Source organism: Chloracidobacterium sp. D (assembly GCF_018304685.1).
In the GTDB taxonomy this organism is placed as follows: Bacteria; Acidobacteriota; Blastocatellia; order Chloracidobacteriales; family Chloracidobacteriaceae; genus Chloracidobacterium; species Chloracidobacterium thermophilum.
The window spans coordinates 130,939-156,654 of record NZ_CP072634.1 but is presented as its reverse complement, the minus strand read 5'-3'; the positions used below and the strand labels follow the sequence as shown (position 1 = coordinate 156,654).

Annotated in this window: 22 protein-coding genes; 8 read left to right on the top strand and 14 right to left on the bottom strand. The window is 60.1% G+C overall.

Translation table 11 applies throughout. The features are described 5' to 3' along the window. Window positions 1-152 precede the first annotated feature (152 nt). From J8C01_RS00645 to secD, 8 genes are all read right to left on the bottom strand, one after another. Complete coding sequence (locus J8C01_RS00645; protein WP_014098645.1) at window positions 153-1,406, bottom strand: HesA/MoeB/ThiF family protein; 1,254 nt, start codon at window positions 1,404-1,406, stop codon at window positions 153-155. A gap of 120 nt (window positions 1,407-1,526) precedes the next feature. Continuing rightward, window positions 1,527-2,387: a hypothetical protein gene (locus J8C01_RS00640; RefSeq protein WP_211432043.1), complete on the bottom strand. Its 861-nt coding sequence runs from the start codon at window positions 2,385-2,387 to the stop codon at window positions 1,527-1,529. Between the two features lie 9 nt (window positions 2,388-2,396). Continuing rightward, entirely contained in the window at window positions 2,397-2,834 is a 438-nt protein-coding gene (locus tag J8C01_RS00635; RefSeq protein ID WP_211432042.1) for an ExbD/TolR family protein, read from the bottom strand. Between the two features lie 117 nt (window positions 2,835-2,951). Next, window positions 2,952-3,383: an ExbD/TolR family protein gene (locus J8C01_RS00630; RefSeq protein WP_211432041.1), complete on the bottom strand. Its 432-nt coding sequence runs from the start codon at window positions 3,381-3,383 to the stop codon at window positions 2,952-2,954. Window positions 3,384-3,386: 3 nt separating this feature from the next. Beyond that, entirely contained in the window at window positions 3,387-4,142 is a 756-nt protein-coding gene (locus tag J8C01_RS00625; RefSeq protein ID WP_014098641.1) for a MotA/TolQ/ExbB proton channel family protein, read from the bottom strand. A 146-nt stretch (window positions 4,143-4,288) separates the two neighbouring features. After that, complete coding sequence (locus J8C01_RS00620) at window positions 4,289-5,053, bottom strand: energy transducer TonB (RefSeq protein WP_211432040.1); 765 nt, start codon at window positions 5,051-5,053, stop codon at window positions 4,289-4,291. A 558-nt stretch (window positions 5,054-5,611) separates the two neighbouring features. Continuing rightward, window positions 5,612-6,892 carry a protein translocase subunit SecF gene (gene secF, locus J8C01_RS00615; protein ID WP_211432039.1) on the bottom strand — a complete coding sequence of 427 codons (1,281 nt, stop codon included), beginning with the start codon at window positions 6,890-6,892 and terminating at the stop codon, window positions 5,612-5,614. Between the two features lie 88 nt (window positions 6,893-6,980). Continuing rightward, window positions 6,981-8,669, bottom strand: a complete 1,689-nt coding sequence (gene secD, locus J8C01_RS00610; RefSeq protein ID WP_211432038.1) for a protein translocase subunit SecD — start codon at window positions 8,667-8,669, stop codon at window positions 6,981-6,983. Window positions 8,670-8,923: 254 nt separating this feature from the next. Between secD and J8C01_RS00605 the strand changes: the two genes are divergently transcribed. Continuing rightward, window positions 8,924-9,586, top strand: coding sequence for a hypothetical protein (locus J8C01_RS00605; protein ID WP_211432037.1), 663 nt, complete (start codon window positions 8,924-8,926; stop codon window positions 9,584-9,586). Window positions 9,587-9,684: 98 nt separating this feature from the next. After that, window positions 9,685-10,647: a hypothetical protein gene (locus J8C01_RS00600; protein WP_211432036.1), complete on the top strand. Its 963-nt coding sequence runs from the start codon at window positions 9,685-9,687 to the stop codon at window positions 10,645-10,647. A 24-nt stretch (window positions 10,648-10,671) separates the two neighbouring features. Here the strand turns inward: J8C01_RS00600 and J8C01_RS00595 are convergent, their stop codons facing one another. The 5 genes from J8C01_RS00595 to rpsO form a co-directional block, all read right to left on the bottom strand. Next, window positions 10,672-13,833, bottom strand: a complete 3,162-nt coding sequence (locus tag J8C01_RS00595) for a PAS domain S-box protein (RefSeq protein WP_211432035.1) — start codon at window positions 13,831-13,833, stop codon at window positions 10,672-10,674. Window positions 13,834-13,872: 39 nt separating this feature from the next. Then, window positions 13,873-14,421, bottom strand: coding sequence for an HIT family protein (locus J8C01_RS00590; RefSeq protein ID WP_014098634.1), 549 nt, complete (start codon window positions 14,419-14,421; stop codon window positions 13,873-13,875). A 68-nt stretch (window positions 14,422-14,489) separates the two neighbouring features. After that, window positions 14,490-14,825, bottom strand: coding sequence for an integration host factor subunit beta (locus J8C01_RS00585; protein ID WP_256444033.1), 336 nt, complete (start codon window positions 14,823-14,825; stop codon window positions 14,490-14,492). A gap of 125 nt (window positions 14,826-14,950) precedes the next feature. Further along, window positions 14,951-17,125 carry a polyribonucleotide nucleotidyltransferase gene (gene pnp / locus J8C01_RS00580; RefSeq protein WP_211432034.1) on the bottom strand — a complete coding sequence of 725 codons (2,175 nt, stop codon included), beginning with the start codon at window positions 17,123-17,125 and terminating at the stop codon, window positions 14,951-14,953. A gap of 298 nt (window positions 17,126-17,423) precedes the next feature. Next, window positions 17,424-17,693, bottom strand: coding sequence for a 30S ribosomal protein S15 (gene rpsO / locus J8C01_RS00575; RefSeq protein ID WP_014098631.1), 270 nt, complete (start codon window positions 17,691-17,693; stop codon window positions 17,424-17,426). 162 nt (window positions 17,694-17,855) lie between these two features. Between rpsO and J8C01_RS00570 the strand changes: the two genes are divergently transcribed. The 5 genes from J8C01_RS00570 (at window position 17,856) to J8C01_RS00550 (ending at window position 22,209) form a co-directional block, all read left to right on the top strand. Then, entirely contained in the window at window positions 17,856-19,088 is a 1,233-nt protein-coding gene (locus J8C01_RS00570; protein WP_211432033.1) for a SurA N-terminal domain-containing protein, read from the top strand. Between the two features lie 5 nt (window positions 19,089-19,093). Then, window positions 19,094-19,993, top strand: a complete 900-nt coding sequence (locus J8C01_RS00565; RefSeq protein WP_211432032.1) for an LpxI family protein — start codon at window positions 19,094-19,096, stop codon at window positions 19,991-19,993. After that, a complete protein-coding gene (locus J8C01_RS00560; RefSeq protein WP_211432031.1) occupies window positions 19,974-20,516 on the top strand; it encodes an O-acetyl-ADP-ribose deacetylase in 543 nt (180 codons plus the stop codon). Before J8C01_RS00565 ends, J8C01_RS00560 begins: the two co-directional genes overlap by 20 nt. Before the next feature lie 136 nt (window positions 20,517-20,652). Further along, complete coding sequence (locus tag J8C01_RS00555; RefSeq protein WP_211432030.1) at window positions 20,653-21,786, top strand: DUF4394 domain-containing protein; 1,134 nt, start codon at window positions 20,653-20,655, stop codon at window positions 21,784-21,786. A 120-nt stretch (window positions 21,787-21,906) separates the two neighbouring features. Next, window positions 21,907-22,209 (top strand): hypothetical protein, encoded by a 303-nt coding sequence (locus J8C01_RS00550; protein ID WP_211432029.1) that lies wholly within the window; start codon window positions 21,907-21,909, stop codon window positions 22,207-22,209. A gap of 126 nt (window positions 22,210-22,335) precedes the next feature. Here J8C01_RS00550 and J8C01_RS00545 read toward each other — a convergent pair whose 3' ends face one another. Continuing rightward, window positions 22,336-23,295: a VWA domain-containing protein gene (locus J8C01_RS00545; RefSeq protein WP_211432028.1), complete on the bottom strand. Its 960-nt coding sequence runs from the start codon at window positions 23,293-23,295 to the stop codon at window positions 22,336-22,338. Window positions 23,296-23,409: 114 nt separating this feature from the next. Here J8C01_RS00545 and J8C01_RS00540 point away from each other — a divergent pair, with 114 nt between their 5' ends. Further along, entirely contained in the window at window positions 23,410-25,605 is a 2,196-nt protein-coding gene (locus J8C01_RS00540; protein ID WP_211432027.1) for a RelA/SpoT family protein, read from the top strand. The last annotated feature ends 111 nt before the right edge of the window (window positions 25,606-25,716 follow it).

Sequence of the window (25,716 nt, the reverse complement as noted above, 5' to 3'; positions counted from 1 at the left end):
TCCTTTCACGGGCAAGAAACTACCTGAGTGTGTGCTGCCGAAGTTGAAAGCTGAGAGGTCTTGAAGCCATCGCCCACCATGCTTAGGCTCACACGCCGCGCTTCAGGGAAACCCGTCCAAGTTAGAGACGCAAGACCTGCGTCCAAAACCGGTTATCCACGTGAGGAGGTCAAGGTTTCTACTCCCCAGTCTCCCAAGACCGTTGCCACGTCACCGGTCAACTCGCATGACCAACGCCGCCCACACCGGTCTTCGACTGTCAGAATGTGCAGGGGAGGGATTCCCAGTTGACGCAACGTACGCCTTTCATCCTCATCTGTCATAGGGACTCCCCCAAAGGTATCACCTGTAAAACAGGTCACAATCTCAATGTAACTGTCTGCGGTGGCCACCTGTGGCATGGCTTCACTTATAGCAAAATCACCAGGGCTTGGACAGTCAGCGCAAACCAACTCGTCATCGTAGATCCGATGCGCCGGACGCTGAACCAGCAGCGGCCGTCCACACCGACGGCACCCAATGCGGCGGATGTAACGCCGGTCGAGGTGAACGGTCACACCGTGACCGAAATGCGCTTCAAGAACATCAAGCGTCTGTCTCAGTGAAGCATCGGCGCCAATCGGCAGTTCGACAACTGAGCCAAGCCGACCATGCGCCAGACAGTGCGGGTCATAAGGCAACTGAATCGCGTGAAAACCGTGGGTGAGTCCATTGTACACGTACCGGACACCGAAGTTCACCGGCTCCCTGTGCAAAACCTTGAGCGCCTCCTGCACCTGGAGAGCAGAAGTCAGTGCGGATGTCACCTGGATGGTCGGCAAACGTTCTTCCACGAGGTAGCGCCGGCGCACCTGCTCGCATGAATCATACCGTGATTGTGCATCAGCGACCTGATCCGGGGTCACAGCACATTCAAAACAGGCTCCGGCCTCACCTGAAAAGGAGGTGACACTGCCGGTCAGTTCATGCATGCCGGCATTGATCCAGGGAATGCCCACGGCGCGCGCGGCGCGATTGATGGCCAAGCGCGCTTCGTCGTTATCCACACAGCCCAAAATCACATCCACCCGCCGAAAGACCCCCAGGCCAATGTCCCACACCAGGTCGGCATCCAGTGGGCGGACCGTTCCTCCGTTATCACGGCAGAGGGCTTGTGTCCGCTCAGCAGCGACCTTTGCCTTGCGGCGACCAATGTCGGAAGGCTGAAACAAGACGGTACGACTGAGGTTGGAAGGGGCGATGTCATCCTGGTCAACGACCAGCATCCATCGCACCCCAAGGAGAGCCAGGTTTTTGAGGGTTTCATTGCCCAGCGCGCCAGCCCCAACCACCATAATGCGTGCCGCCCGCAGGACATCCTGCCGCCACCAGCTTAGTCGTTCCTGTCGCTCAAAGAAGGATTCCATAGACGCAGTTCCGGCTAGGCACAGCCAGAGTGTTGCAGCGTTGGGAGAGGTTACAAAAAGATTGACCGTAGCTGCTTCCAAGCTACGGTCAACAGAACACAGGATTTTGGAAAAACAAGCTTAGCTGCTGCCAGACAGCTCAGCCGCCGCCTGTCGGTTCAGCTCTTGAAACTTCTCAACCGCCTCCTGAGCTGCCTGTTCGAGCTGGTTGACAACCTTTGGATCAGCCGTGGCTTTGGCTTGTTCCTTGAGTAGGAGAGACTTGTAACTGTAGGCATTGGCATACCGCGGATCGGCAGCAATAGCTTCCTCAATGTACTTCAGCCCTGTCTGAACGGCTTGTAGGAGCGCATCAATGTCTTCTTTCTTCCATTTATCCGGCTTGGCTACTTCCGGAAGCTTACCTGGCACTTGGGTTTCGTACTTTCTCGATATTTTTGTGGCTTCATTCCAATAGATGACACCAATAGAATAAAGACACTCAGCCTTTGTCGTCGGCTTCTGGTTGGGAAGTTCGGCACGCTTTTTCAGCCACTCTTGGTAGCTTTTTTGATCGTCGAGTGTTTTGTACAGGTCAGCAATAAAGGCGTATGTCTGGTCACGATCGCGCTCTTTCAGTCGTTTCTCGTTTTCAGGTTTGAGGAGTTCCATGTAGGCCTCGATGGCCTGTTTGGCAGCTTTGATTTGCTCTTCACCGTCTTCGTTGTTGACGCGAGAGCGTATGGCTGTGGCATAGAAGAGTTTGGCCTGGAGGAAATCGGGGTCACGCTCAATGGCTTCCTTGAAAATCTTTTCTGCCTTTTCGTAATGCCCCTTATTGTACTGCCGTGCCCCCTCATTCAGTAGATCCTTGGCAACAAACTTGTTGACGAGGTTACATCCAGCTAAACCAAAGGCAAGCGTCAGCGCCCCGCACAAGGGAAGAACCCGGTGCCAAGCAGAACTCCACGTCCAGCAGTCACGCAGTGTTTGTGTCGTCATGGGAGTCATTCAATCGAGGTTGTCAATCTGCAATCCAATTGGAGAAGCACCAGCGCCCTTGGCAAGGTCAATGAGCTTCATGACGCGCTCATACTGGACATCCCGTGGGGCCTTGATAAAAGCCGCCCGAAGATCAGACGGACGATTATCCAAAAACTCTTTCAGCTCACGTTTGAGCTGCTCTTCGGTTTTTTCCTGTGTGTTCCACCGGATGACACCCTGCCGATCAATCGTCAGCACCGGAAAGATGGTGTCACTTTTCATCTGCTGCTGCTCTTTGGGCTTTTCCGGGATTTTGCTCTCAAAGCGGTGTGGGTCCTTGTGTTTGATGACCATAAAGATAATGATCATCACCAGCAGGACATCTATCAGCGGTGTAATGTTGACATCCGGGCGCGGGCCGCTGGTGTCACTCCCACTTGGGCCGCCGCCAGTTGACATCCCCATGGTTGTCCCCTCCTAACAGGTTGCATCCTTCATTGAGACCCGCAAACCTTGTGCCCCTCGGCACGTGCCAACCTATGTGCGGCAGCAGCCGTGGGAGGGGCGGACAGGTCATTGGGGTCACTTCTTCTTGCGCTTTTCAGTGACGAGTCCAATCCGGTCTATACCGGCGTTGCGGATGGCGTCCACAGTCATCACCACCTCGCCGTAAGGAACGGTCTTCTCTGCCCGGATGTAAACGACCTGTTCTTCCTTTTTGGCTTTCTCCCGCATCAGGCGTTTGATCCGCTCGACCAACTCCGTCCGGGCGACCGGCTCACGCCCAACGTAGTACTGCCCCGCCTGTGGAATCGAGACTACGACTGAAGTGTCCTTGGTAATGTTTGGGTCTTCATCCGGGTTGTCATTTTCAGGCAAGTTGACATTGACCCCTTGCGACAACAGGGGAGTAACGACGATAAAGATGATCAGCAGCACCAACATCACATCCACCATGGGCGTCACGTTGATGTCGCTGTTGTAGCTGCTTCCACCACCAGCCGACATGCCCATGGCTTAGCGCACTCCCCGCCGCTTCAGGAAATAATCAATCAACTCGGATGATGAATTTTCCATTTCGACGTTATAGGCCTCGACCTTGCTTGTGAAATAGTTGAACATCCACACCGCTGGTACCGCCACCAGGAGTCCAAATGCCGTCTCAACCAGCGCTTCGGAGATGCCTCCAGCCACCGCTCCAATCCCAGCGCCTTCAGCTTCCTTCATCCCCTGGAAGGCGTTGATGATCCCAACGACTGTGCCAAAGAGACCCACAAATGGCGCTGTCGAACCAATCGTGGCCAACCCCGAAAGCCCCTTCTTGAACTCGGCCATCTTGACGGCGACCGCCCGTTGCAGGGCCCGCTTTGAGGCTTCAATCACATCACCGGAAAGATTCGGGTCATTCTGATGCGCACGGAATTCCTGCAAGCCGGCGTTGACAACCACCGCCAGATGGCTCTTGCGGTGCTGGTCAGCGATGTTAATGGCTTCCTCAATACGGTCATTCTTCAGTGCCTGCGCCACTTTGGGAGCGAATTCACGCGATTGGGTTTTGGCTTGCGTGTAGGTCAGAAAACGCTCAACCATGATGGCAATCGAATAGACCGACATGAGGAACAAAATGATCGCCACGACCAACGCCGTCGGCCCCATCTTGCGGATCATGCCGAGCAGGGTAAAGTCTTCGGTTTCGGCCTTGCCGCCTTCAGCAGCAAACATGATGACTGCCTGCATAGTCAGCAAGCCGAACTTTGTGAACAGCAACGTCATGAGATGTCATCCTCCAAAGTAGAAGAAAGCTTCCAAGGTAGGGACCAGGAGCGTTACAGCCTCCTCTCCAGCGAGAGGAAGCCCCCGCTGGTCACTTGAGAACAGGGGCGCACCCCATACACACGCTTACGGATGGCACGAGCTCCCTAGTTGAGTACAAAGTTGAACGTAATCGCCCCGGAGACTTTCACCGGCTGACCATTGAGAATGGTCGGCTTGAACGTCCACCGACGGGCAGCACTCACCGCAGCCTGCTGTAACAATGCCGGACCACTCACCGCCCGCGCACTGATCACCTGCCCTTCCTCATTGATGACAATCTCAACGACGACCGCTCCCTGTATCCGGGCAGACTTGGCAACGGCTGGATAGTCCGGCTGCACACGGTTGATGGCATTTCCCTTGAGAACACCTTCACTTTTCCGAACAGGGCCAGAAGGCACCTGAGCTTCTTTGGGCGGATCCGGCGGCGGCGGCGGTGCAGCATCCCCCGTGCTCCCCGGTACACCACCCGGTACACCACCCGGTACACCACCTACCATTCCAGCCGCATCACTGGCACCAGCATCGCCAACCCGTGAACGGAGTTGGGCCTGCTTTGGAATCTCCTTGATTTCCTTCGGGACTTCTTTCGGCGCGGTAAATGTGTCGTCAACAATCGGCGCCTTGGTCTGAGGTGCCGATGTCGTGGCAGCCGGTGGTGGCGGCGGCGGTGGCGGCGGCGGTGGTGGTGGAGCAAGCAGTGTTACATCGTTGGCCGACTGACTTAGTTCGGCGGCATAGGTCCACACCTGCCAAATTACCAGGCCAGTGAAGCCGACCACCCAGATAATGAGCGTCACGAAAAAGAAGGCTGAGCGCCGACCGGCGTCTTTGGCTTGCGAAGTGGACTCAACCATGGTGTCGAACATATCTTTACCTCACCTTCCACAGGCAATCGGGAACGTTACCAGCAGGGGTGTGCTCCCATATAGACGGAGTCGGCCGTAAAGCCTGATGGAGCTGTACGATATTCGGGTATCAGGTATGTGCAACGGCTTCGTCACATTGCCTCAGCACCAGCACTTGGTCATGCAATGTTGGAATGCTCAACCGATAGCCGACTTGCTGGCAGTATCGTTACATCACTCTGGCGTGTCTTGAATGCGCCAGACGTTACTGTTCGGCACGGGATTAAGTCAAGACTTTTCCGTGCTCAGGGGCCCCTTACCGCATCCACTCCGGCTTTTTCAGACTGGCTTTTTCGGCCGCAAACGGTCCGCAGCCGCGTCAGACCGGCCATCTGTGACAGACCACCTGTGACAGATAGGCACCATCTGAACAGCGCCTTGGGTGTTCATGCGGTTTGACACGCGGCCCGCCACAAAAGTTCCCGGTCAACCGGCCCCCACTAAAATTCAGATGCAGGCAAGCGGAACAGACCTCCCACAGCTTCCACCACCGGGCCGTCACCCGGTCCCGGCAGGGCCTCACCGGGTCGGAGCTGATTTTGCCGTCCGCCCGGAACGCTTTTCACCACCGACGCGCTTTTCACCGCCGGTACGGGTCGTGGCTTCCGCCGGTACCGCGGCTGGCTGCCGCTGCGCCAGATACCGCTTCCACCACAGCAGGATGGGGCTGGCAATGGCAATCGAGGAATAGGTGCCGAACAGAATCCCCACCAGCAGCGCCAACGAGAAACTCTTGAGAACTTCTCCTCCGAAAAGTACCAGGGCCAGCACCGAAAGCAGTGTCAACCCGGAGGTAATGACCGTGCGTGACAGCGTCTGGTTGATGGCATCATTGGTGACGACGGCCAGGTCATCCCGGCGCCGTTCGGCAAGCTGCTCCCGGATGCGGTCGAAAATCACGATGGTGTCATTCATCGAGTAGCCCACCAGGGTCAGCATCGCCGCAATGAAGGTCAGCGAAATTTCCCACTGAAAGAGGGAAAACAGCCCCAGTGTCACCAGGACATCGTGCACGACGGCGATAACGGCAGCTACGCCATACACCCACTCAAACCGAAAGGCAATAAACAGCAACATCCCAATACAGGCCACAATGGTGACAATGATGGCCCGGTTGCGCAGGTCCTTGCCCACCTGCGGGCCGACGATTTCCGCACTGACGACGTTGAACGCACCAACCGTTGCCGCCCGTTCGAGGGCTTCGGCCATCTTCGGGTCAAAGCCAGTGAGCGGAATGGCTTTCAGGTCTGCCAGCGTGCCCCCGGCAGCGTCCCGGGTCTGGATGACATGGTCGGCAAAGCGGCGATACTCACGTTCGGCTTCACCCGGCGGGAGGGTCTTCTTGAGGTCCAGCACATCGAGTTCCGTCAGCCGCGTGGCCAGGCTTGAGGCACCGACCAGATTGATGTCGAGTTTGTCAGGGTCAGCCGGTGCTCCGTAGTACTTCTGCAACGCCTCGGTGATTTTCCGCTTGTCGCCATCCACATCGGCTTCGGTCTGGGGCGTGTTGATGAAGACCTCGTTGCGGTCAGACTGGCTCAACTGCTTGCCAGTCCGCTGAATGACCACCTTGTCCGGTGTGTAGCCGCCCTTGCGGAGCGCTTCACGAATCCGGTTCTCGTCCGGCGGCGACACAAAGCGGACGGTCATCTTCGTGCCGCCGGCAAAGTCCACGCCCAGGTTGAAGCCACGAACCACCATGGAGATGCAGCCGGCCACCAGGACAATCACCGAAAAGCCGATGAAATACTTGGCTTTCCCAAGGAAGTCGTAGTTCGGGTTCCGAAACAGTTCCATCATGATGACATCTCACAAACACAGGTCAGGACCCCGGCACAGCGCCTGTCCCACTGCAAGGAACAGCCGCCCTGCCTGTGGCCGTCTCTGCCTAGATACTGAGCGCCGTCGGACGTTCAGAACGCGACAGCACATAGCCAAACATCGTTTTTGACACGAAGGTGGCCGTGAAGATATTGGCCAGAAGTCCGGCCAGAAGCGTGACGGCAAAGCCACGGATGGGACCCGTGCCGAACACGAACAGAATCAGGGACGAGACGACCGTCGTGACGTGGGTATCCAGGATGGTGATGAAGGCTTTGTCGAAGCCAAGTTCAACGGCATTGATGACGGCTTTACCAGCCCGCAGTTCTTCGCGGATGCGCTCGAAGATGAGCACATTCGAGTCCACAGCCATCCCGATGGTCAGAATGACGCCGGCAATGCCCGGCAAGGTGAGCACCGCACCGAACATCGCCATTGCCGCCAGCAGCATCACCAGGTTGAGAATGAGCGAAATGATGGCGTTGACACCGGACAGGCGGTAGTACACGACCATAAACACCAGGATAAACACCAGACCGGCAATAGAAGCTGCCACGCCCTGGCGAATCGAATCCGCCCCCAGGGAAGGTCCAACCGTACGCTCTTCCAGATACACAATGCGGGCTGGCAGGGCCCCGGAACGCAGGACGAGGGCCAAATCCTCGGCCGAGGCTTTGGTGAAGTTGCCGGTGATTTCGCCGGTTTCCCGAATCTGCCCCCGGATCGTCGGTGCGGACTTGATGCGGCCATTCAGCACGATGGCCAATCCCTTGCCAATGTTTTTTCCGGTCCATTCCCCAAATTTCTTTGCCGCTTCGTCCTTGAGTTTGAAAATGATGCGGTAATCGCCATCACCATCCACAGTGCCTGAAGCAGCAAACGCATCGCGCAGGTCGCGCCCCACCACGACCGGTGTTTTGGAGACGACCATGTAAGCCGTGGGTGTATCAGGCTTGGGCTGACGGTTCCGGCGCGTTACCGGGTTGCCGTCTTCGTCCGTAGCTTCGTCCTCGTCGCGCTCATCAAGGGGCAGGGCTTCCACATCCGTCCGCACCCCCACGGCAGCCTTGGCTTCTTCGAGTGTGGCATAGGTACGGTAGGTGCCATCCACCGGACGCAGCTCCAGGTTTGACTCCAGCACCAGCGTCTTCTTGACACGCTCAGGATCGTCCACCCCGGGCAACTGGAGCAGAATCTGGTGGTTTTGCTCCGGGCCATACCGTTGCAGGGTCGGCTCAGCCACGCCAAAGGCATTGATGCGGTTTTCAATAATGAGCATCGCCTGCTCGACCGCCCGCCGCCGGTACTCCTGAGCCACCCGCTCGCTGAGCGTGAAGGTCAGCGTGTCCCCACTGACCGTTGCGTTCCATTCCGACTTGCCAAAATCTTCCAGTACCTTGTCCCGCGCTTCTGCTATGCGCCCGGCGTCATTGATGGTGATGGCAAGCTGGGTTGCCGACAGGCTCCTGGCTTCCTTGACCGAAATGCCGATGTTTTCCAGAATAGCCTTGGCTTTTTCGGCATTGTCGTCACACATCTTCTTGAGGGCTTCGTCCACCATGACCTGCATGACGAGGTGTGAACCGCCCTTGAGGTCAAGCCCCAGCTTGATGTTTGTGGCGACGTTTTTCTTGATCTGGTCAAAGGATTTGAAATCTTCGAGGCGTGGGGCGCGCCAGCCGATGAGAATGACATACAAGGAGGCCAGCGTCACCGCCAGGATGACCAGGGCCCGCTGGAGAACGTTTTCGCGCATGTTGCAGTTTCCGATGGACTACAGGATTTGGAAAAGTTCCAAGCATAGCGCAACCAGGTAAATCAGCAAGGGCTTTCGAGAAACTTGGCGATGCTTCCCAACCGGTGGACTTTGCCTGCGTGGAACCCGTCCCCTTGTGTGTCAAAAATCTCACACCTGGAATCAGCGGTGCTGGTTCATACTTTATGTATTTTAACCGGCTGACTGAAACACTGGTGAGCAACTGGGCGTCGTCCAGCCCAGAGGTGTAAACGATGGTGTTCTGCCGCCGATGGCATCCAATCTGGCTGTTTTGTCTGGTGCTGGCCGGCCTGCCGGGGCTGTCGTTTCTGGCGTCGCGACCGAACACTGTACCCCAGCGCCCGTCCAGCCTGGTCAACCAGACCGCCCCGGCCGGCCCTGTGGGACATATCATCGCGTACCTCGACGGCGACCACCTGCCAGACACCGTTTCAGGTAACACCACCACCGATGGGCGCTACCTGATCGAAGTCCGCCTCAGCAGCCAGCCCGATAAGGTGACCATCACGGCGAATGGCGTCGGTTTTGCCGTCCAGGATGTCAACGCCGACAACCTGGCAGACCTGCTGGTGGCCGATGGGCTGCTTGGCCGCTTCATTCACCTGGAAAACGACGGACACGGGGTGTTCACCCCCTGTGTCACCAGAGAGCCGCTGTACCAATCGGGGCCGGAACCTACAGACAGCGCCACGGCCGCCGACTGGTTGACCAAAAGTACCCGCCCGCCCCAACCAGCACCGATTTTCTGGAGACTGGTCTTCACGGCCCTGGACATTGAACCTCACCGGGTCTGGTTCTGTCCGTACCGGAATCGAACACCATACGAGTCCGTGGCAGGGCTTCCCTCGCGTGCCCCTCCTCCACACACGCTGACAACCCAAACCACCCTGATCTGAACTGACCTGAAAGGTGGCTTCCTGCTCACAGGACACCTGGCCCAGCACGTGGCAGGTGTTCCTGGCAACCGCAGTGAACTGTCGTGGAGGATTCCGCAATGCCAAAGTGTGTTTGCCGCTGGCGCTGGCTGATGGCCAGCCTCGTCCCCGGCCTTGCCCATGTTCTTGCCCTGTGTGCACTTTCATCCACTGGTCAGGGGCAGCACCTGCCACCTCTGTCTGCACCGCCACCGGACACCAGACCGGCGGGACGTGTTCCAGTTCCAGACGTTTTTCCGGCCCCAGCCGGAACGCAGGACTCCGTTCCAAACGATGCCGTCGCCGATGGACGGGAAGGCGTCGAAAACTTCCCGGACCTTGCCGCAGGCACGTACCAGGAACAGGAAAAACCCAAACCGCGTCAGGTTCCTTTGATTCCAGAACCCATGCTGTTTGACCTTATGCGCCCGCTGGGCGCCGAACGGGGTGAACTGGAGGTCAACACCCTCGTCCGCCCCTCCATCGGCCGCCCTGCAACCGGTGTCGCTTGGGCGCCGGAGGTCGAATGGGCCTTTGCCCCTGGACACACCGTGGAGGTTGAAATCCCTTTCCAGGGTGGGCATCTGGAAGCCTTCAAGTTTGGACTTCAGGGAACCTTCGGCACCTTTCGCCGGCAGCGCTCCATCCACGGCTGGCAGGCCCTGCTTGAACGCGCGCGCTCAGGAAAAGACCTGCAACTCGATGTCCTCCATCTGGCCGGCCATCGTTTCGGACAGCACTGGTCATTGTTTACGATGCAGGGCGTACGGTTCGAGCGCCAGGAGGCGCAGCGAAACATCCGGGGCGTCTTCAACCCGACGGTCTTTCGGGAGGTTTCTGAGCGCCTTGTCCTTGGTCTGGAAACCAATCTGGCGGTAGGCGCCAGACGCCGTACGGACTGGACCGTTTTGCCACAGGCCCAGTTTCAGTGGCGGCAGTATTCCTTCCAGGTTGGCCTTGGCGCAGACCGTAGCATGCCCAACCGGGTTCGACCGGCAATGGCCCTGCGCCTTGTGCGGACCATTGGTTCGAGCGGCCATTAGGTGTCATCCGTAGTGGTCGGGACTCTACGCTGCCGACCATCGCCGAAGCGCCTTCTGGAGGGACGCCGGTGAAATCGCCTGCTGGTCAAGGGTCAGGGTCGAGGGGGAAGCCGAGATGCCGGCAAAGGACTCCGGTGTGATGACGACGATCGGGAGGGTGCGCCAATCGGGATTCCGCCGGATGCGGCGGTAGGCATCGCTGATGTGGGTTGGCGTCCCGGCCAGCACGATGCTCTGCGGCGGGTCCAGCATCAGTGTCGCCAGTGTGGCGTCACTGTCCATGACCTGCCTTGTCTGGTAGCCAGCCTGCTGACACCAGGCGGCCAACCGGGCGCGCAGGTCGGCGTCGTCACAGGCCACTACCACGACCGGCGCCGTTGAAGACGGTGGAGAAGTCTCAAACAGCACATCTTCAAGTTTGCGGTGTGCTCCGGTGATGGCATTGAGTTTGGCGAGATCGTCGAGGCGGGACTGCAACACGGCGACGGTTTCCCGGTAGGTGCCCTGCAGCAGGGACAGCCGCTGGCGCAGCGAGGCATTTTCCGCCTCACGCTGGGCCAGCCGTTCCCGCAGCCGCGCCACTTCGCCCTCGGCCAGGGGCAGTGCCACGGACGTGCTTTCGCCGGTCACATGAGGAGCGGAAACAGCCGCCTGTGCCACGGCTTGGCGTTCGGCCAAACGTGCTTCCAGATGATCGAGGGTCTGTCGCCATACCGTCCGCTCCTCAAGCAGTGTTTCCACCCGCTGGATAAGTGCGGCACGGGCCACCTCGCTCGTTGCCAGTGAGCGTTCGAGCGTATCAATATGGTTTTCAAACAGAGCAATGGCCTGAGCTTGCCGCTCAACCTCGGCTTTGGCCGTGGACAACGCGCTTTCCAGCCCCTCGCACTCGCTGATAAGCCGGGCCTGTTCCTCCTGAACAGCAATCACTTCGGAAAGGAGTGTGGCGGTACGTTCTTCCAGTTCCGCCGCTCTGTGTTCGGCCGTTTGACTGCGCACAACGGCTTCTTCAAGCAACTGCTGGGTGGTATCCAGGTCGTGGCGCAGGGTCTCAACCGCGTGCTGGGCATCAAGGCGTGCCTGCTGTGCAGCGGCAACTTCCTCCGTCAACTCGCGGACCTGAGCCGTGAGGCGTTCGGCTTCCGCGCTGTGTGTCGCTATGGATTGCTGGGCTTCAGCGAGCAGGTCCTCAAGTTGGGCGATCCGTTCTGTCATCTGGTGATGGGACGCTTCATACCGCTCCTGCAGCTCGACCAGGGCTTGCTCAGCAGTTTCCAGGTCCTGGGTGCGGGCAGCCAGCTTCTCTTCCAGCTCGTGGATGTGAACCAGGGCTTCAGCGTGCTGGTAGGTGGCGCGCTCGGCGTGCTGGCGTGTCTGGCGTAAATCAGCTTCCAGCAGCTCAACCCGTGCCCGAAAAAGGTCCCGCTCCCGAAGAGCAGCTTCCTGCCTGGCTACCAGGGTTTCACAGCGGGCCGCCGCTTCGGCCGCCGCCTGGCGCGCCTGCTCAGCCAAAACGTCTGACTGACGGCAGGCTTCCATCAGACGTGCCTGTTCGGCCTCGGCCCCGGCCAGCTTTGCCGCCAACTCGGCGATCTGCGCCTCAGCCGTACGTTGGGCATCCGTCGCCGCCTGCAGGGACTGCTGGAGCTTCTGCCGCCCGGCTTCGAGTTCGGCCACCTTGGACAGGGCGGCCTGGTGGGACTCAGCAAGCTGTTCATACGCCTGTGCCAGTTGTTCATGCCGGGCATTGCGGGTGGCTTCTTCCGTGACCAACGCCTGTTCACGTGCTTCGAGTTGCTCAGCCAGAAGCTGCCATTTGAGAAATGCCGCCGCCAGTTTGGCCAACTGGAGCAGTGGTCCGGCATCCTTCCGCTGTGGAGCGACAAGCACCACCACGGACTGCACCTGCTGCCGCAGCATCGGGACGGCCAAACCGCCAGCAGAGGCATCCGCCAACAACCGGTCGGCCGAGACACCAAGCGGCTCAACCTGCCCCTGCTCCAGAGCGCGAAACAGCTCCGGGACATCCCCCAGAGACCATTTCCGGCCAACCAGCCCGGGCACAAAGGCCGCCTCACTGTGGACAGCGCGCACCCCCAGGGCGCTTCCTTCCAAAGTCAGCAGGGCAGCCGCCGGAGACGCACTCAACCGGCACATCTGCAACAGGGTTTCTGCCACAATGTTTTCCGGTCGCCGGATGGTGGCGAGTTCTTCAAGCGCCTCCAGGATGCCCTCCGAAGCCGCCGCACGGGACGGCTCAGGGCCCACCGGCGCAAGGGAGAGGAACCCGGCCGGATCACCTTCCTCGTCCCGGAGTGCAGTCAATGTCGTGTGTTCGACAAAGATGTGTCCATCCTGGTGCTGCCGGCGGATTTCTCCGACATACGCCCCCTGTTCCAGTGCCTGCTGGTAAATCCTGCTGACGTGGCCGCTGCGCCAGTCCTCTGGCGCGTGGAGTTTGTCGGCGGTGGCGCGCCCGATGACCTCTTCGGGGCCATAGCCATAGGCACGGCGTGCCCCCTCGTTGAACGCCAGAATGTTGCCGTCCAGGTCCTCAATAAGAATGGCGCGGTCCGTCGAGTGGGTGAGAATGGCGGTCAGCAGGCGGCTCTGCTGCTCCAACTCGCGGGACTTGTCACGCACAGTGGTGTCAGCCCGCTGTACGCGGTTGACCAGTTCGGCAACCCGGATGGCCGTCGAGGCGGCTGCCGCCTGGATGGCGCAGGCTTCAAAGTCTGCAACTGTAAACATCCGCGCCCCGAAAACGGCCAGCAGCCCCAGCACACGGTTTTCGACGCGCAACGGATGGGCGATGAACGACACCACTCCCTGCTCATCGGCCAGCCGGGGGTCCAGCAACATCGCGGCGGTTGAAGGCGGCGGTGCCCAGGCTACCACGCCACCACGTGCCAACTGCTCCCCTGAAAGCACAACCAGGGGCGCACGCCGGTAAGCAGCTTCGACGGGAACCCCGAAGTTTGCCTTCAGGTGCAGGCAGCGCCGCTTGTCGGGACAGTCCGCTGCCCACTGGCAGGTCTGGCATATATCCCCCCGCCGAATCAGCCACAGGCGCGCGCACACGGCCGTTACGCTTTCGGCGGCCCGTTGTACTACTGCCGACAACACGCGGTCGAGGTCCTGGGGATTCTGGAGTTGATGGGCGATCGGTTCGAGAATTTCACGCATGGTGACGCACCCAACGGGTCAAAGGACCAACGGCACACCTCATGCGGAGGCGGAAATGCCTGGCGGCAGCCCGTTCTCCTCCAGTTTGGCAAAGTAGGGACGCAGGCGGGCATAGGTCGTAGGCAACTCTTCCGGGAGCACCCGCGTTTCCCCAATGGTCGTCACGAAGTTCACATCCCCAAACCAGCGCGGCATGACGTGCATGTGCAGATGGTCGGCAATGCCGGCGCCGGCGGCCTGTCCAAGATTCATGCCAACATTGCACCCCATGGCACGGTACTCCTGAGTCAGGATTTCCGTCAGATAGCGGGTCAGATCGAACATTTCATACCCCGCCTCGGTCGGGAGCGCCGACAACCTCCCGACGTGGGCATAGGGAACGACCATAACGTGGCCGTTGATGTAGGGATGGATGTTGAGGAGAACGAAGTTGTGGCGTCCCCGGTACAGGACGAAGTTTTCAGCATCCCGCTCTTCCGCCGGAATCCGACAAAAAGGGCACGCCGTGGTCGCCTCGGCCGGATGTTCCGGCTGGCGATCAAGCCCCGCAATGTAGCGGTAACGCCACGGACTCCACAGCACGTCCACGAGGTGTCTCCTTGATCCACTCCCGGCAGACCACCACACGGATGAAAGAGCCCAGCCGGGCAACCGTCTCAGGCCGAGGGCATCCGCTGGTTGATGAGTTCCCGTAACTCCTTGCCCGGCTTGAAATAGGGCACCGCCTTGGCCGGGATGTCCACGGCGTCGCCGGTCTTGGGATTGCGCCCACGGCGTGGGTTACGCTGGCGGATACGAAATGAGCCGAAACCGCGCAATTCGATCTTTTCACCGCGATTCAGGGACTCAATGATGGCTGCGAAGACCTCTTCAACGACGACTTCGGCATCCTTTTTCGTCAAGTCGGCAGCCCGCGCCACCACTTCCACCAGGTCGGCTTTCGTCATAGTCAGCCTCGCTCTGCCTTGAACGTGGGCGTCAGCAGGGTTCAGCAACGTTTTGGAATTCCCGCCTTGTAGCTTGCAGGACAGACGCTACCAAAGCCACTGTGGTTCCAGCAAGTCTTCCAAAACGTTCACTTTACGGAAAAAGCTCACCACGCGGCTGCCGGCTGGTTTCAGCGGCGGCGGGAACGGCGGTCGCTGTCCCGCTCCGGCGACCCTGAACGTTCCGGCGGTGCGGACCGCTCCGTTTCCCCATTGCTGGTGGACGTTTCTTCGAGCAGGGCCCGCCGGCTGAGACGAATCTTGCCACTGGGGTCCGCGCTCAGACACTTGACCATCAACTGTTGTCCTTCCTTGAGCTCGTCCGCCACCGACCGGACGCGGTAGTTGGCAATTTCCGAAATGTGTAACAACCCTTCCGTGCCGGGGAAAATTTCGACAAAAGCACCGAACTCGGCAATACGTGTGACCGTACCAAGATAGGTTTTGCCAGGCTCAGCTTCTTCGATGATGGCCTCGATCATGGCCCGGGCGCGCTGCCCGGCTTCCTGGTCCGAAGCTGCAATGATGACCCGGCCGGAATCCTCGATGTCAATCTTGCAGCCGGTCTTCTCGACAATGCCACGTACGACTTTGCCACCGCTGCCGATGACATCCCGAATCTTGGCCACCGGAATGGTCATGGTCAGAATCCGCGGCGCCAGTGGATTGATCTGCGGTCGTGGCGCCGGCAGTACCGCCTGCATTTTCTCCAGAATGTAGAGCCGGCCCTGTTTGGCCTGCTGAAGCGCATCGGCCAGGATTTGGGCATTCAGCCCTTTCACCTTGATGTCCATCTGAAGCGCCGTAATGCCGTGGCGTGTCCCGGCCACTTTGAAATCCATGTCGCCGTAGTGGTCTTCGGCGCCGGCGATGTCGGTCAGTACGGCATAGCGTTTGTCGTCCATCACCAGCCCCATGGCGACCCCGGCAACGGGCGCCTTGATGGGGACGCCGGCATCCATCAGGGCCAGTGCGCCGCCGCACACCGTGGCCATGGAAGATGACCCGTTGGACTCCGTAATATCGGAGACGACGCGCGTCACATACGGGAAATCATCCGTTGGCAGGACAGCCTGCAGGGCGCGGTGCGCCAGTGCGCCGTGACCGACTTCCCGCCGTCCGGGACTGCCCATCCGCCCGGTTTCACCCACACTGAACGGGAGAAAATTGTAGTTGAGCATGAAATCCCGCTTGATTTCGCCGGCTTCCAGATCGTCCAGGTACTGCACATCCTGGCTCGTGCCCAAGGTGGCCGTGACAATCGCCTGGGTTTCGCCACGGGTAAACAGAGCGCTGCCGTGCGCCCGGGGCAACACGCCGACTTCAATCTCGATGGGCCGGATTTCCGAAAACTTGCGCCCGTCAGGACGCCGGCGGTTGAGCAGGATGTCCTCCCGGAAGATTTTTTCTTTCAGGTGCTCAAACACGCGCTGCGCCATGGCGCGCTGGTCGGGCGCGTCCGCCGGATAACGTCCAATGACCTCTTTTTCAAGCGCATCCACTTCGGCATAGCTCGTCAGCTTGTCGCGTCCGCGCACATCGAGCGCCGCCCGCAGCCGGTCGGTGTAGTCCGCCGCGATGGCCTGCAGAATGGCTTCGTCCAAGGTCACGGGTGTGACCTGACGCTTTGGCTTGCCGACCTTGGCGCGCAGTTCGTGCTGCAGGGCGCACAGCCGTTTGATTTCGTTGTGCCCGAAAAGCAGCGCCTCGACCATGATTTCTTCGCTGACTTCTTTTGCTCCGGCTTCGACCATCACGATGGCCTCTTCACTGCCGGCCACGGTCAGGTTCAGACTGGAGGCCCGCATTTCCTGGTAGGTCGGATTGATGACCAGTCGGCCATCCACCAACCCCACCCGGACACCGGCAATAGGCGTTTCAAACGGAATGTCGGAAATGTAGAGCGCCGCCGAGGCCCCGGTAATCGCCAGAACGTCCGGGTCATTGTGCTTGTCGGCAGACATCACCAGGGCGATGATCTGGGTTTCACTGTCAAAGCCTTCGGTAAACAACGGACGAAGCGGGCGGTCAATAAGCCGGGACGTGACTATTTCACGTTCGGTCGGGCGGCCTTCGCGTTTGAAATAGCCGCCTGGAATGCGCCCGGAAGCGTAGCCATATTCCCGGTAATCCACTGTCAGCGGGAAGAAGCCCCGCGCACTCGGCTCCTTGGCCGCCACGGCTGTCACGAGCACCACGGTTTCACCACAAGTCACCACCACGGCTCCATCAGCCTGTTTGGCGATCTTTCCGGTTTCAATGGAGAGTTCACGCCCGCCAACTGAAATCGCTTGCCTGATATACATAAAACGTCTTATCTCCCTTCATCCCATTGAGAAAAACCGCTGGACGCCACCGCAGGGAAGTTCTGCCCGGCAGAAGTGCCGCACGGCGCCGGGACTATCCGCGCCACGGTCAGCTCCCGGCGGCAATGGACTTCTCCACAGCATGAAACGCCAAAAGACAAAACCCGTCATCCCCGGTACGCTGAAAAGCGCCCGACAAGTGACGGGTTGGGCCGGTCGCGCCCCTGCACTCTGGTGTCCGGTGATGACCGCCTGGCTCCGCATCAGCCCCGCGACCACGCCGGAACCATCTTCACACCTACTTCCGAATGCCAAGTTTTGAAATAACCTGCTGGTAACGCTCGGCGTCCTGACGCTTGAGATAGTTAAGCAACCGCCGCCGCTGGCTGACGAGTTTGAGCAAGCCGCGCCGGGAGTGATTGTCCTTGACGTGGGTCTTGAAGTGGACAGTCAACTCCTCAATTCGCTTGGTCAACAGAGCTATCTGCACCTCCGACGACCCCGTATCGGTCGCATGTCGCCCATATTCCTGTAGAATGCTGCGTTTGACTTCTGCGCTCAGTGCCACGAAAACATTCCCTCCAGAACGATACCGGTAAAACGAACGGGAGCGCCAAGATGTACATTAGATTGCTCTTCGATTCGTCTTCCTTTAGTATGTGAAACTCGCATTTGTACCAGAACCGTGTGGTGCGAGTCAAACCTGTGTTGCCGCCATAAGGAGTCCTTTGTGAAGCGTTTAGCACCCTTTGTTCTCATCCTGGCGCTGTCCGGCGGAAGCGCCGTTTTTTTTGCCGGTTGTGACCAGACCGACGGTGCGACCGGCGGCACCGCCGAGATTGCCGCCAAAGTCAATGCCGTGGTCATTCCGCTCGCCAAAGTCAACCGGCGCATCGAGCAGACCCTCAAACAGCAGCAACCCAATGCCAAGTTGAGCGACCTCAGCCCTATCGAGCTGGCCGCTGCCCAACTCAAGGCCCTTGACGCCCTCATCAGCGAAGAAATCCTGCTCCAGCGCGCCCAGCGCGAGCAAATCCAGGTCACGGATGCCGAAGTTGACCAGGCCGTCAAGCGGCAGATTGCCGATGAGGGACTGTCCGAAGAAGACTACCGGAAAAAACTCAAGGAAGCCGGATTGACGGAAGAGGAGTTTCGGACAGAAACCCGCCATGCGCTGCTCGTCAGCAAGCTTCAGGAAAAGCTCAAAGCCAAAGTGCCGGCGCCCTCAGACAAGGAAATCGAAGAGTTTTTCAACCAGAACAAGGATCAGTTCCGCCTCGAACGGGGGGTCTCGCTGGGCATCATCGCCGTGGACCCGGCCGACAACGGGCTGAAAAACGATGCCATCGGTGAAGCCCAGGCCAGGGAGAAAATCACCAAGATTGCCGAACGGCTCAAAGCCGGAGATGACTTTGCCACTGTGGCCCGCACCGTCTCGGAAGACATCCAGACGGCCCAGAACAGCGGCGATGCCGGGTTTTTCCCGGAAGACATTCTGCGGCAGACCTTCGGGGAAGCCCTGGCCAAACGTTTTTTCAGCATGACCGAAGGGCAGATCACCGAGCCGATCCCCGGCTCCAACGGGCGGCTCTACATTTTCAAGCTGACCGGCAAGCGGACGGAAGCCATCGAACCCAAGCTGGACAATCCTGAAATTCGGAAGCGGATTGTGGACATCATCCGCCAGCAGCGCGAACAAATCCTCGTGGCAGCGCTCCAGGCCTCGGCTACCAACGACGCCCGGATTGAGAACTACCTCGCCCAGCGCATTCTCGATAACCCCGTCAACTTTGGCTCGGCCCGCCCGGCCGGCTCCGCCCTGCTGCCCAAGTCTGAAAAGTCGGCGGCCGGGACAAGCGCCGACCAGAACACCTCGCCGAAGCCCACAGACGACAAGCCGGCGGAGTCCAAGCCGGCCACGGACAAACCCTCCGAAACCAAGCCGACGGAAGGTGGGCGCTGACGCTCATGCCGGTCGCTGCCATGTCGGACGCCCTGCCAGACGCGCCCGGGACTGTAACCAGTCATACGGAGACCTACGGCCTCATTGCCGGCAGCGGGCAGTTTCCCTTTTACGTCCTGGAAGGCGCGCGGGCGGCCGGCGTCCGCATGGTCGTGGCGGCTATCCGGGAAGAAACGTCACCCGACATTGACCGCACGGGCGTGAAGGTTGAGTGGTGTGGACTGGGGCAGCTTGGAAAGATGATCCGCTTCTTCCGCCGGGAAGGCGTCCGGCGGGCCATCATGGCGGGACAGGTCAAGCACCGCCAGATTTTCAGCGGGGCGCTTCCCGACTGGCGCATGGCGACGATGCTGCTCAAGCTGGCGCGCAACAACACGGATTCGCTGCTTGGAGCCGTGGTGGCCGAACTCGCGGCCGACGGCATTGAACTCGTGGATTCCACCCTCTTTGTTCCGCACCTGCTCGCCCCGGCTGGTGTTCTGACCAAACGCCAGCCCACGGCCCGCGAGCGTGCCGACATTGACTACGGGCTGGAAGTCGCCCAGGTCATCGCCGGGCTGGACCTCGGACAGACCATCGTCGTACGCAACCGCGCCGTCGTGGCCGTCGAAGCCATGGAAGGGACGGACGCCGCCATCCTGCGTGCCGGAGAACTCGCCCACCGGCGCGAACTCACCGTTGTCAAAGTGGCCAAACCACAGCAGGATATGCGCTTCGATGTGCCTGTCATCGGACGGGCGACCATCGAAACCATGCTGACGGCTGGCGCGACAGCCCTGGCCGTGACTGCCGGCAAGACGCTCATCTTTGACCGCGATGCCGTCATTGCCCTGGCAAACCGCCACAAGCTGACCATTCTGGGCATCCCGCCGACTCCCCAACCGCATGACCACACTGATTCCTGATCGTCTCATCGTGACCGTTGGCGACATCACGCGCTTTGCCGGTGATGCCATTGTCAATGCCGCCAATCCTTCCCTGCTGGGCGGCGGAGGCGTGGATGGGGCCATTCACCGCGCTGCCGGCCCGGAGCTGCTGGAAGAGTGCCGGACGCTCGGCGGTTGTCCGCCGGGACAGGCCAAGCTGACCCGTGGCTACCGCCTCCCGGCCCGCTGGGTCATCCACACCGTCGGCCCCGTATGGCGTGGCGGCACTCATGGAGAAGACGAAATACTGGCCGAGTGTCATCGCAACAGCCTGGCACTGGCGGCGGCGCATGGTCTGCAAACGCTTGCCTTCCCGGCCATTTCCACTGGCGCTTACGGCTTTCCTGTCGAACGCGCTGCGCCCATTGCCATCCATACCCTGTGGACGGCGCTGACGACCCTCTACCCGACGCTGCACGTCACCCTCATGTGCTTTTCGGAAGGCACGGCTGCGCACTATCACCAGGCGCTGGCCCAAGTGGCCGGGCCGCCTCCGGCCTGAAGACTGGCCGAGCCTTTCCAACGACCGCACGCTCACACCGCCTACCCGGTACGGTTGCTTTTTGCCCTGCCGCACCTTCGGGGCGGGCAACCACAGGCTGGCTGCTTTCGCGCACCTGCCCAAAGTGGACACATCGTTGCCACGCCGGGCAAACGTTATAGCCGTCACGCTCAACCAGAACGGCACGCGCCTGGTACAGGTGAGCATCGGCAGCCTGGCGGCCAACGAGGTTCCAGTGACCGGTGTGGCCGCCACGGAACAACTGGTCGGGGTGGACTACCGTCCGGCCACGGGGCAGTTCTACGCTCTGGGTGTCAACAGCTCGGCGTCCAACGGCACGCTCTACCTCGTTGATCCCAAAACCGGCGCGTGTACCCCGCTGGCCCCCTCGGCCGTAGCCTTCGTGCAGGCGGATGGCACAACACCGGTGGCCCTGCCGGCCAACGGTTACGGGATGGACTTCAACCCCGTCGTTGACCGGCTGCGCATCACCACGGGCAGCGGTCTCAACTTCCGGCTCAACCCCAACGATGGACTGCCGCTCGACGGCAACCCCAGCGCTCCCGGCATCCAGATGGATGGCAACATCAACGGGCTGCCCGCAGGTTCGACCGGTGTGGCCGCTACGGCCTACACCAACGCTTTTGGCGGAGTGACCGTCACGACCCAGTACACGGTAGATACGGTCAGCCGCGCCCTCTACATTCAGAGTCCGCCCAACTCCGGGACGCAGACCTTCGTCGCCAACATCACCTTCAACGGTGTGCCGCTGGCCGTTGACACCATCAACGGCTTTGACATTTCCCCGAATGTGCGCGCCCAGACCAGCAATGCACCGGTGCAGGGGGGAAGCGCGCTGCTGTTCACCAGCACGGGTATGGCCGTCCAGATTTACCGCCTTGATCTCGTCACCGGCCGGGCGACCCTGCTCCTGCAATTGTCACCCGGCACAACGACCGGGCTTTCCGGCGGGTCGCTGGCCAGTCGCTTGGTGACCGACGTCACCAAGATTGGTGTCTATAGTCCGACGACGGCAACGGCGTTTCTGCGGAATACCAACTCAGGCGGTATTGCCGATGCGGCCTTTGCCTACGGGCTTCCGGGCGATATTCCCATCACCGGCGACTGGGATGGCGACGGTGTGGATACCATCGGTGTCTTCCGTCCCGCGCAGGCCCGGTTCTTCCTGAAAAACACCAACACGCCAGGTTTTGCCGACATTGCTTTCAACTATGGTGCGCCGGGCGATCTGCCCGTGGTCGGTGACTAGACCGGCAAGGGCTTCGACTCGGTTGGTGTTTTCCGCAACGGCATATTCTTCCTGAGAGACAGCAACTCGGCCGGTTTTGCCGACCGGGCCATCAGCTTCGGGCAGGTTACGGACCTTCCCGTGACGGGTGACTGGAACGGCGACGGCAAAACCAGCATCGGGGTGTTCCGCGACGGCACCTTCCTGCTGAGAAACAACAACACCGCCGGACTTCCCGATGTGTCACTGACCTTTGGCCAGGCCGGGGATCGCCCCGTGGCCGGCGACTGGACGGGCAAAGGCTTCGACTCGGTGGGCGTGTTCCGCAACGGCACCTTCCTGCTGCGCAACAGCAACACGAGTGGGACACCTGACCTGACGATCCCCTTCGGCAGTGCCAGCGACCAGCCGGTGGTAGGCAACTGGAACGGCGAGTTTCGCTGAACTCCACACGGCTGAGCCGCCCACCGGAGGGCCAAACCGGCGACGGACGGGGGCAACCCCGTCCGTTTGCCTTTCCGGGACAGGCCCCTTAGAGACAGGGCACGCCTCCCACCAGCAACAGTCTGGTCAGGGTTGGGCGTAGTAGCCCTCCCGGCTGGTGCGCACCACGGCTTCGGGATGGCGCAACCGGACAGAAATGCGGCGGAAACCGGTTCTGCCCTCCGGCAGGTCGCCCGGCTCGTAGGCCAGGGTGTAACTCGTGGCAGCGTCCTTGGCGATAGCGCGAAAGGAATCGCTGTAATCTTTCCCCGGCGTCATGGGAAAGTCCCGGCCGCCCGTCAGCGGCACAAGGCGGGTGGCATCCAGCGGCGTCGGCACACGTACCCGCCCGGCGACCGTCAGGGTGTAGGAAGGCGCGGTGACACTATAGACCGTGACTTCCTGCTCGTTGACCCGGCGCAGGAGGTCATCCAGATTGACGTTGCTGGCGCTGTCGAAACCATCCGTCAGGACGACGATGAGCCGGCGCAACACCCGTCCGCCGCGCTGTTTGGGTACTTTCCTGAACAGGGACACCGCTTTGTCCACGGCGTCAAACAGACGGGTTGAACCACCGAAGTCCCGGAACCGGCTGAGCTTTGTCAACAACCTGGATGGGTCTTTGGTAAACCCTTCCAGAACACGCACCTCGTGGTTGAAGGTCACGAGGGCAAACATCGAATCGGGATGGCGCTCAGCCAGGAAGGCTTCCAGCGCCCGGCGCTGGAGCGCCGCTTCGTCAGGCGTGACACTCCCCGACACATCAAAGGCAAAGACCACAGCCAGCGGCCGCAGTGCCTGCTCGCCGTTGGCTTGAAAAAACGCAATCCGGCGGGGGCGGCCGTCTTCATAAACCAGAAAGTCATCGCGGTGCAAACCGGTCATGGGGCGCCCCTGGGCATCCGTGACGGTCACTTCTATCGTCACCAGGTGGCTGCGCAGGACAATTTCTTCCTGGGGCAGGGCGTTGACCCTGCCCACCGGAAGGCCGACAACCGAACAGAAACCAACCCATGCCACGAGGTATCTCACCAACTTACCAACCATCAGCTACGTCCCCCTCGTCCGGGCAGGTCATACAGCAAATTTTCGCGCGGCGCGTTATAGTTATCCCTACCATGGTCTCCGAATGCGGCGGGCATTGGTGCGAGGCATACCACCGTGATTCGATTTGAAGACATTGCCGAAAAAGTTGAACGCTATCACCCGAACGCCGACCTGGATTTGTTGCGGCGGGCCTACCTGCTTTCGGCCCAGATGCACAAGGGGCAAGTGCGCAAGTCCGGCGAGCCATACCTTATGCACCCGCTCGCCGTCGCCTACATCCTGGCCGAAATGCGCCTGGATGTCATCTGTGTGACGACCGGGTTGCTGCACGACGTGGTCGAAGACACCCACGTGACTCTGGAGGAGCTGGAACAACAGTTCGGGCCGGAAATTGCCCACCTCGTGGATGGGCTGACCAAAATTTCCAACATCGAGTACACCTCACGCGAAGACCGCCAGGCGGAAACCGTCCGCAAGATGCTGCTGGCCATGGTGGACGACATCCGGGTGGTCCTCGTCAAGCTGGCCGACCGCCTCCACAACATGCGGACGCTCGATTACCTGCCGCCGGAAAAGCGCGCCGCAAAAGCCCAGGAAACCCTTGACATCTATGCCCCGATTGCTCACCGGCTGGGAATGGGGAAAATCCGTGGCGAACTGGAAGACCTCAGCTTTCAATACCTGTACCCTGACGATTACCAACATCTGAAGTCCATCCTCGATCAGCGGCGTCCGGCGCTGGAAGCTGACCTGGCGCATGTTCGCGCAACGCTTCAGGAAAAACTCCCGGAGCACAATGTCAAGGTTGTGGAGATTCAGGGCCGGATCAAACGTCTCTACAGCCTCTACCGCAAACTCAAGGAACGTGCCATTTCGATTGACCAGGTCTATGACCTGATGGCCGTGCGGGTCATCACGCAGGACATTGCTGACTGCTATGCTGCGGTGGGCGTGGTGCACAACATCTGGAAACCCATCCCCGGACGCTTCAAGGACTGGATTGGCATCCCCCGCAACAACCTCTACCAGTCCCTGCATACCTCCGTGGTCGGCGACATCGGACATCCCTTTGAAGTGCAAATCCGCACGGCCGAAATGCACAAAATTGCCGAAGAAGGCATTGCGGCACACTGGCGCTACAAGGAAGGCCGCTCGGCCGTCAAGGAAGACCCGGAAACATACGCATGGCTCAAGCGGCTGGTTGAATGGCAACAGGAAGTCTCCGATTCACGGGAGTTCCTCGACGAGCTGAAGATCAACCTCTATCCCAACGAAGTCTATGCCTACACGCCCAAGGGCAAGGTGCTGGAACTGCCACGCGGCTCCTGCCCGATTGACTTTGCCTACGCCATCCACAGCGACGTTGGGCAGCACTGTGTCGGCGCTAAAGTCAACGGCAATATCGTCAAGCTGTCGTACGAACTCAAAAACGGCGATGTCGTTGAGATTCTGACCTCGCCCAACGGAAAACCCAACCGCGACTGGCTGAAACTGGTCAAAACGGCGCGGGCGCGCAACAAGATTCGCCGCTATCTGGTCGAAACCGAGCGCCAGCGGTCGCTCGAAATCGGGCGCAAGTCCCTCGAGCGCGAAGCCGACCGCCTCAAGCTCAATCTGCGCAAACTGATAGAAACCGGTGAACTGAGTCGGGCCGCCCAAGAGCACGGCTACCAGCGCGATGAAGACCTCATTGCCGCCATTGGCTATGGAAAGCTCGAAGCCCGGAATGTGCTGGCCAAGTTTGTGCCACCGTCGAGGCTTTCGGAACTCGACGCCCGGACCCCGGCCAACGGTCTGGCCAAAGTCGGCAGACTCGTCAAAAAATACCTGCGGCTGGGTCCCGACCGCATTCAGGTACGCGGCATTGATGAAGTTCTGGTGTTTCGGGCGCGGTGCTGCTCACCGATTCGCGGCGAGAAAATCATCGGCTACATCACCCGCGGCAAAGGCGTGGCCATTCACCGCGCCGATTGCACCAATGCCGCCAACCTCATGATCAACCGGGAGCGCATCATTGACGTGGACTGGGTGATTGAAACGGAAGGCACAACCACCTATCCAGTGACGCTCTCGGCCACGACCGAAAACCGTCCGGGCATTCTGGCCAATGTCACGACCGCCGTGGCGGAAATCAAAACCAACATTCGGGAATCTCACGCGCACGTCGGCGCAGATGGCTTCGGGCGCATCACCATCACGCTTGATGTCCACGATGCCAAGCATCTTTCGCGCGTCATGCGGGCCATTCGCAACGTCTCCGGGGTCATCAGTCTCGAACGTCTGGTCGCCAATGGCGAAAGCGACCGCTGACCTGCCAGCCCTCCGTCAGCATCACAGCATTGGTTGGAAGAGGCGGCGAAAACGGGTAATGTCTGCACGGTCACAGCATCATCCACCCGGCCGCCACGCGACCGCTGTTTC

What these genes read in the sequence shown, in the direction of transcription:
- J8C01_RS00645 (WP_014098645.1), bottom strand. Translation starts at nt 1,406, where the DNA reads ATGGAATCCTTCTTTGAGCGACAGGAACGACTAAGCTGGTGGCGGCAG.
- J8C01_RS00640 (WP_211432043.1), bottom strand. Translation starts at nt 2,387, where the DNA reads ATGACGACACAAACACTGCGTGACTGCTGGACGTGGAGTTCTGCTTGG.
- J8C01_RS00635 (WP_211432042.1), bottom strand. Translation starts at nt 2,834, where the DNA reads ATGGGGATGTCAACTGGCGGCGGCCCAAGTGGGAGTGACACCAGCGGC.
- J8C01_RS00630 (WP_211432041.1), bottom strand. Translation starts at nt 3,383, where the DNA reads ATGGGCATGTCGGCTGGTGGTGGAAGCAGCTACAACAGCGACATCAAC.
- J8C01_RS00625 (WP_014098641.1), bottom strand. Translation starts at nt 4,142, where the DNA reads ATGACGTTGCTGTTCACAAAGTTCGGCTTGCTGACTATGCAGGCAGTC.
- J8C01_RS00620 (WP_211432040.1), bottom strand. Translation starts at nt 5,053, where the DNA reads ATGTTCGACACCATGGTTGAGTCCACTTCGCAAGCCAAAGACGCCGGT.
- secF (WP_211432039.1), bottom strand. Translation starts at nt 6,892, where the DNA reads ATGATGGAACTGTTTCGGAACCCGAACTACGACTTCCTTGGGAAAGCC.
- secD (WP_211432038.1), bottom strand. Translation starts at nt 8,669, where the DNA reads ATGCGCGAAAACGTTCTCCAGCGGGCCCTGGTCATCCTGGCGGTGACG.
- J8C01_RS00605 (WP_211432037.1), top strand. Translation starts at nt 8,924, where the DNA reads ATGGTGTTCTGCCGCCGATGGCATCCAATCTGGCTGTTTTGTCTGGTG.
- J8C01_RS00600 (WP_211432036.1), top strand. Translation starts at nt 9,685, where the DNA reads ATGCCAAAGTGTGTTTGCCGCTGGCGCTGGCTGATGGCCAGCCTCGTC.
- J8C01_RS00595 (WP_211432035.1), bottom strand. Translation starts at nt 13,833, where the DNA reads ATGCGTGAAATTCTCGAACCGATCGCCCATCAACTCCAGAATCCCCAG.
- pnp (WP_211432034.1), bottom strand. Translation starts at nt 17,125, where the DNA reads ATGTATATCAGGCAAGCGATTTCAGTTGGCGGGCGTGAACTCTCCATT.
- J8C01_RS00565 (WP_211432032.1), top strand. Translation starts at nt 19,094, where the DNA reads ATGCCGGTCGCTGCCATGTCGGACGCCCTGCCAGACGCGCCCGGGACT.
- J8C01_RS00560 (WP_211432031.1), top strand. Translation starts at nt 19,974, where the DNA reads ATGACCACACTGATTCCTGATCGTCTCATCGTGACCGTTGGCGACATC.
- J8C01_RS00545 (WP_211432028.1), bottom strand. Translation starts at nt 23,295, where the DNA reads ATGGTTGGTAAGTTGGTGAGATACCTCGTGGCATGGGTTGGTTTCTGT.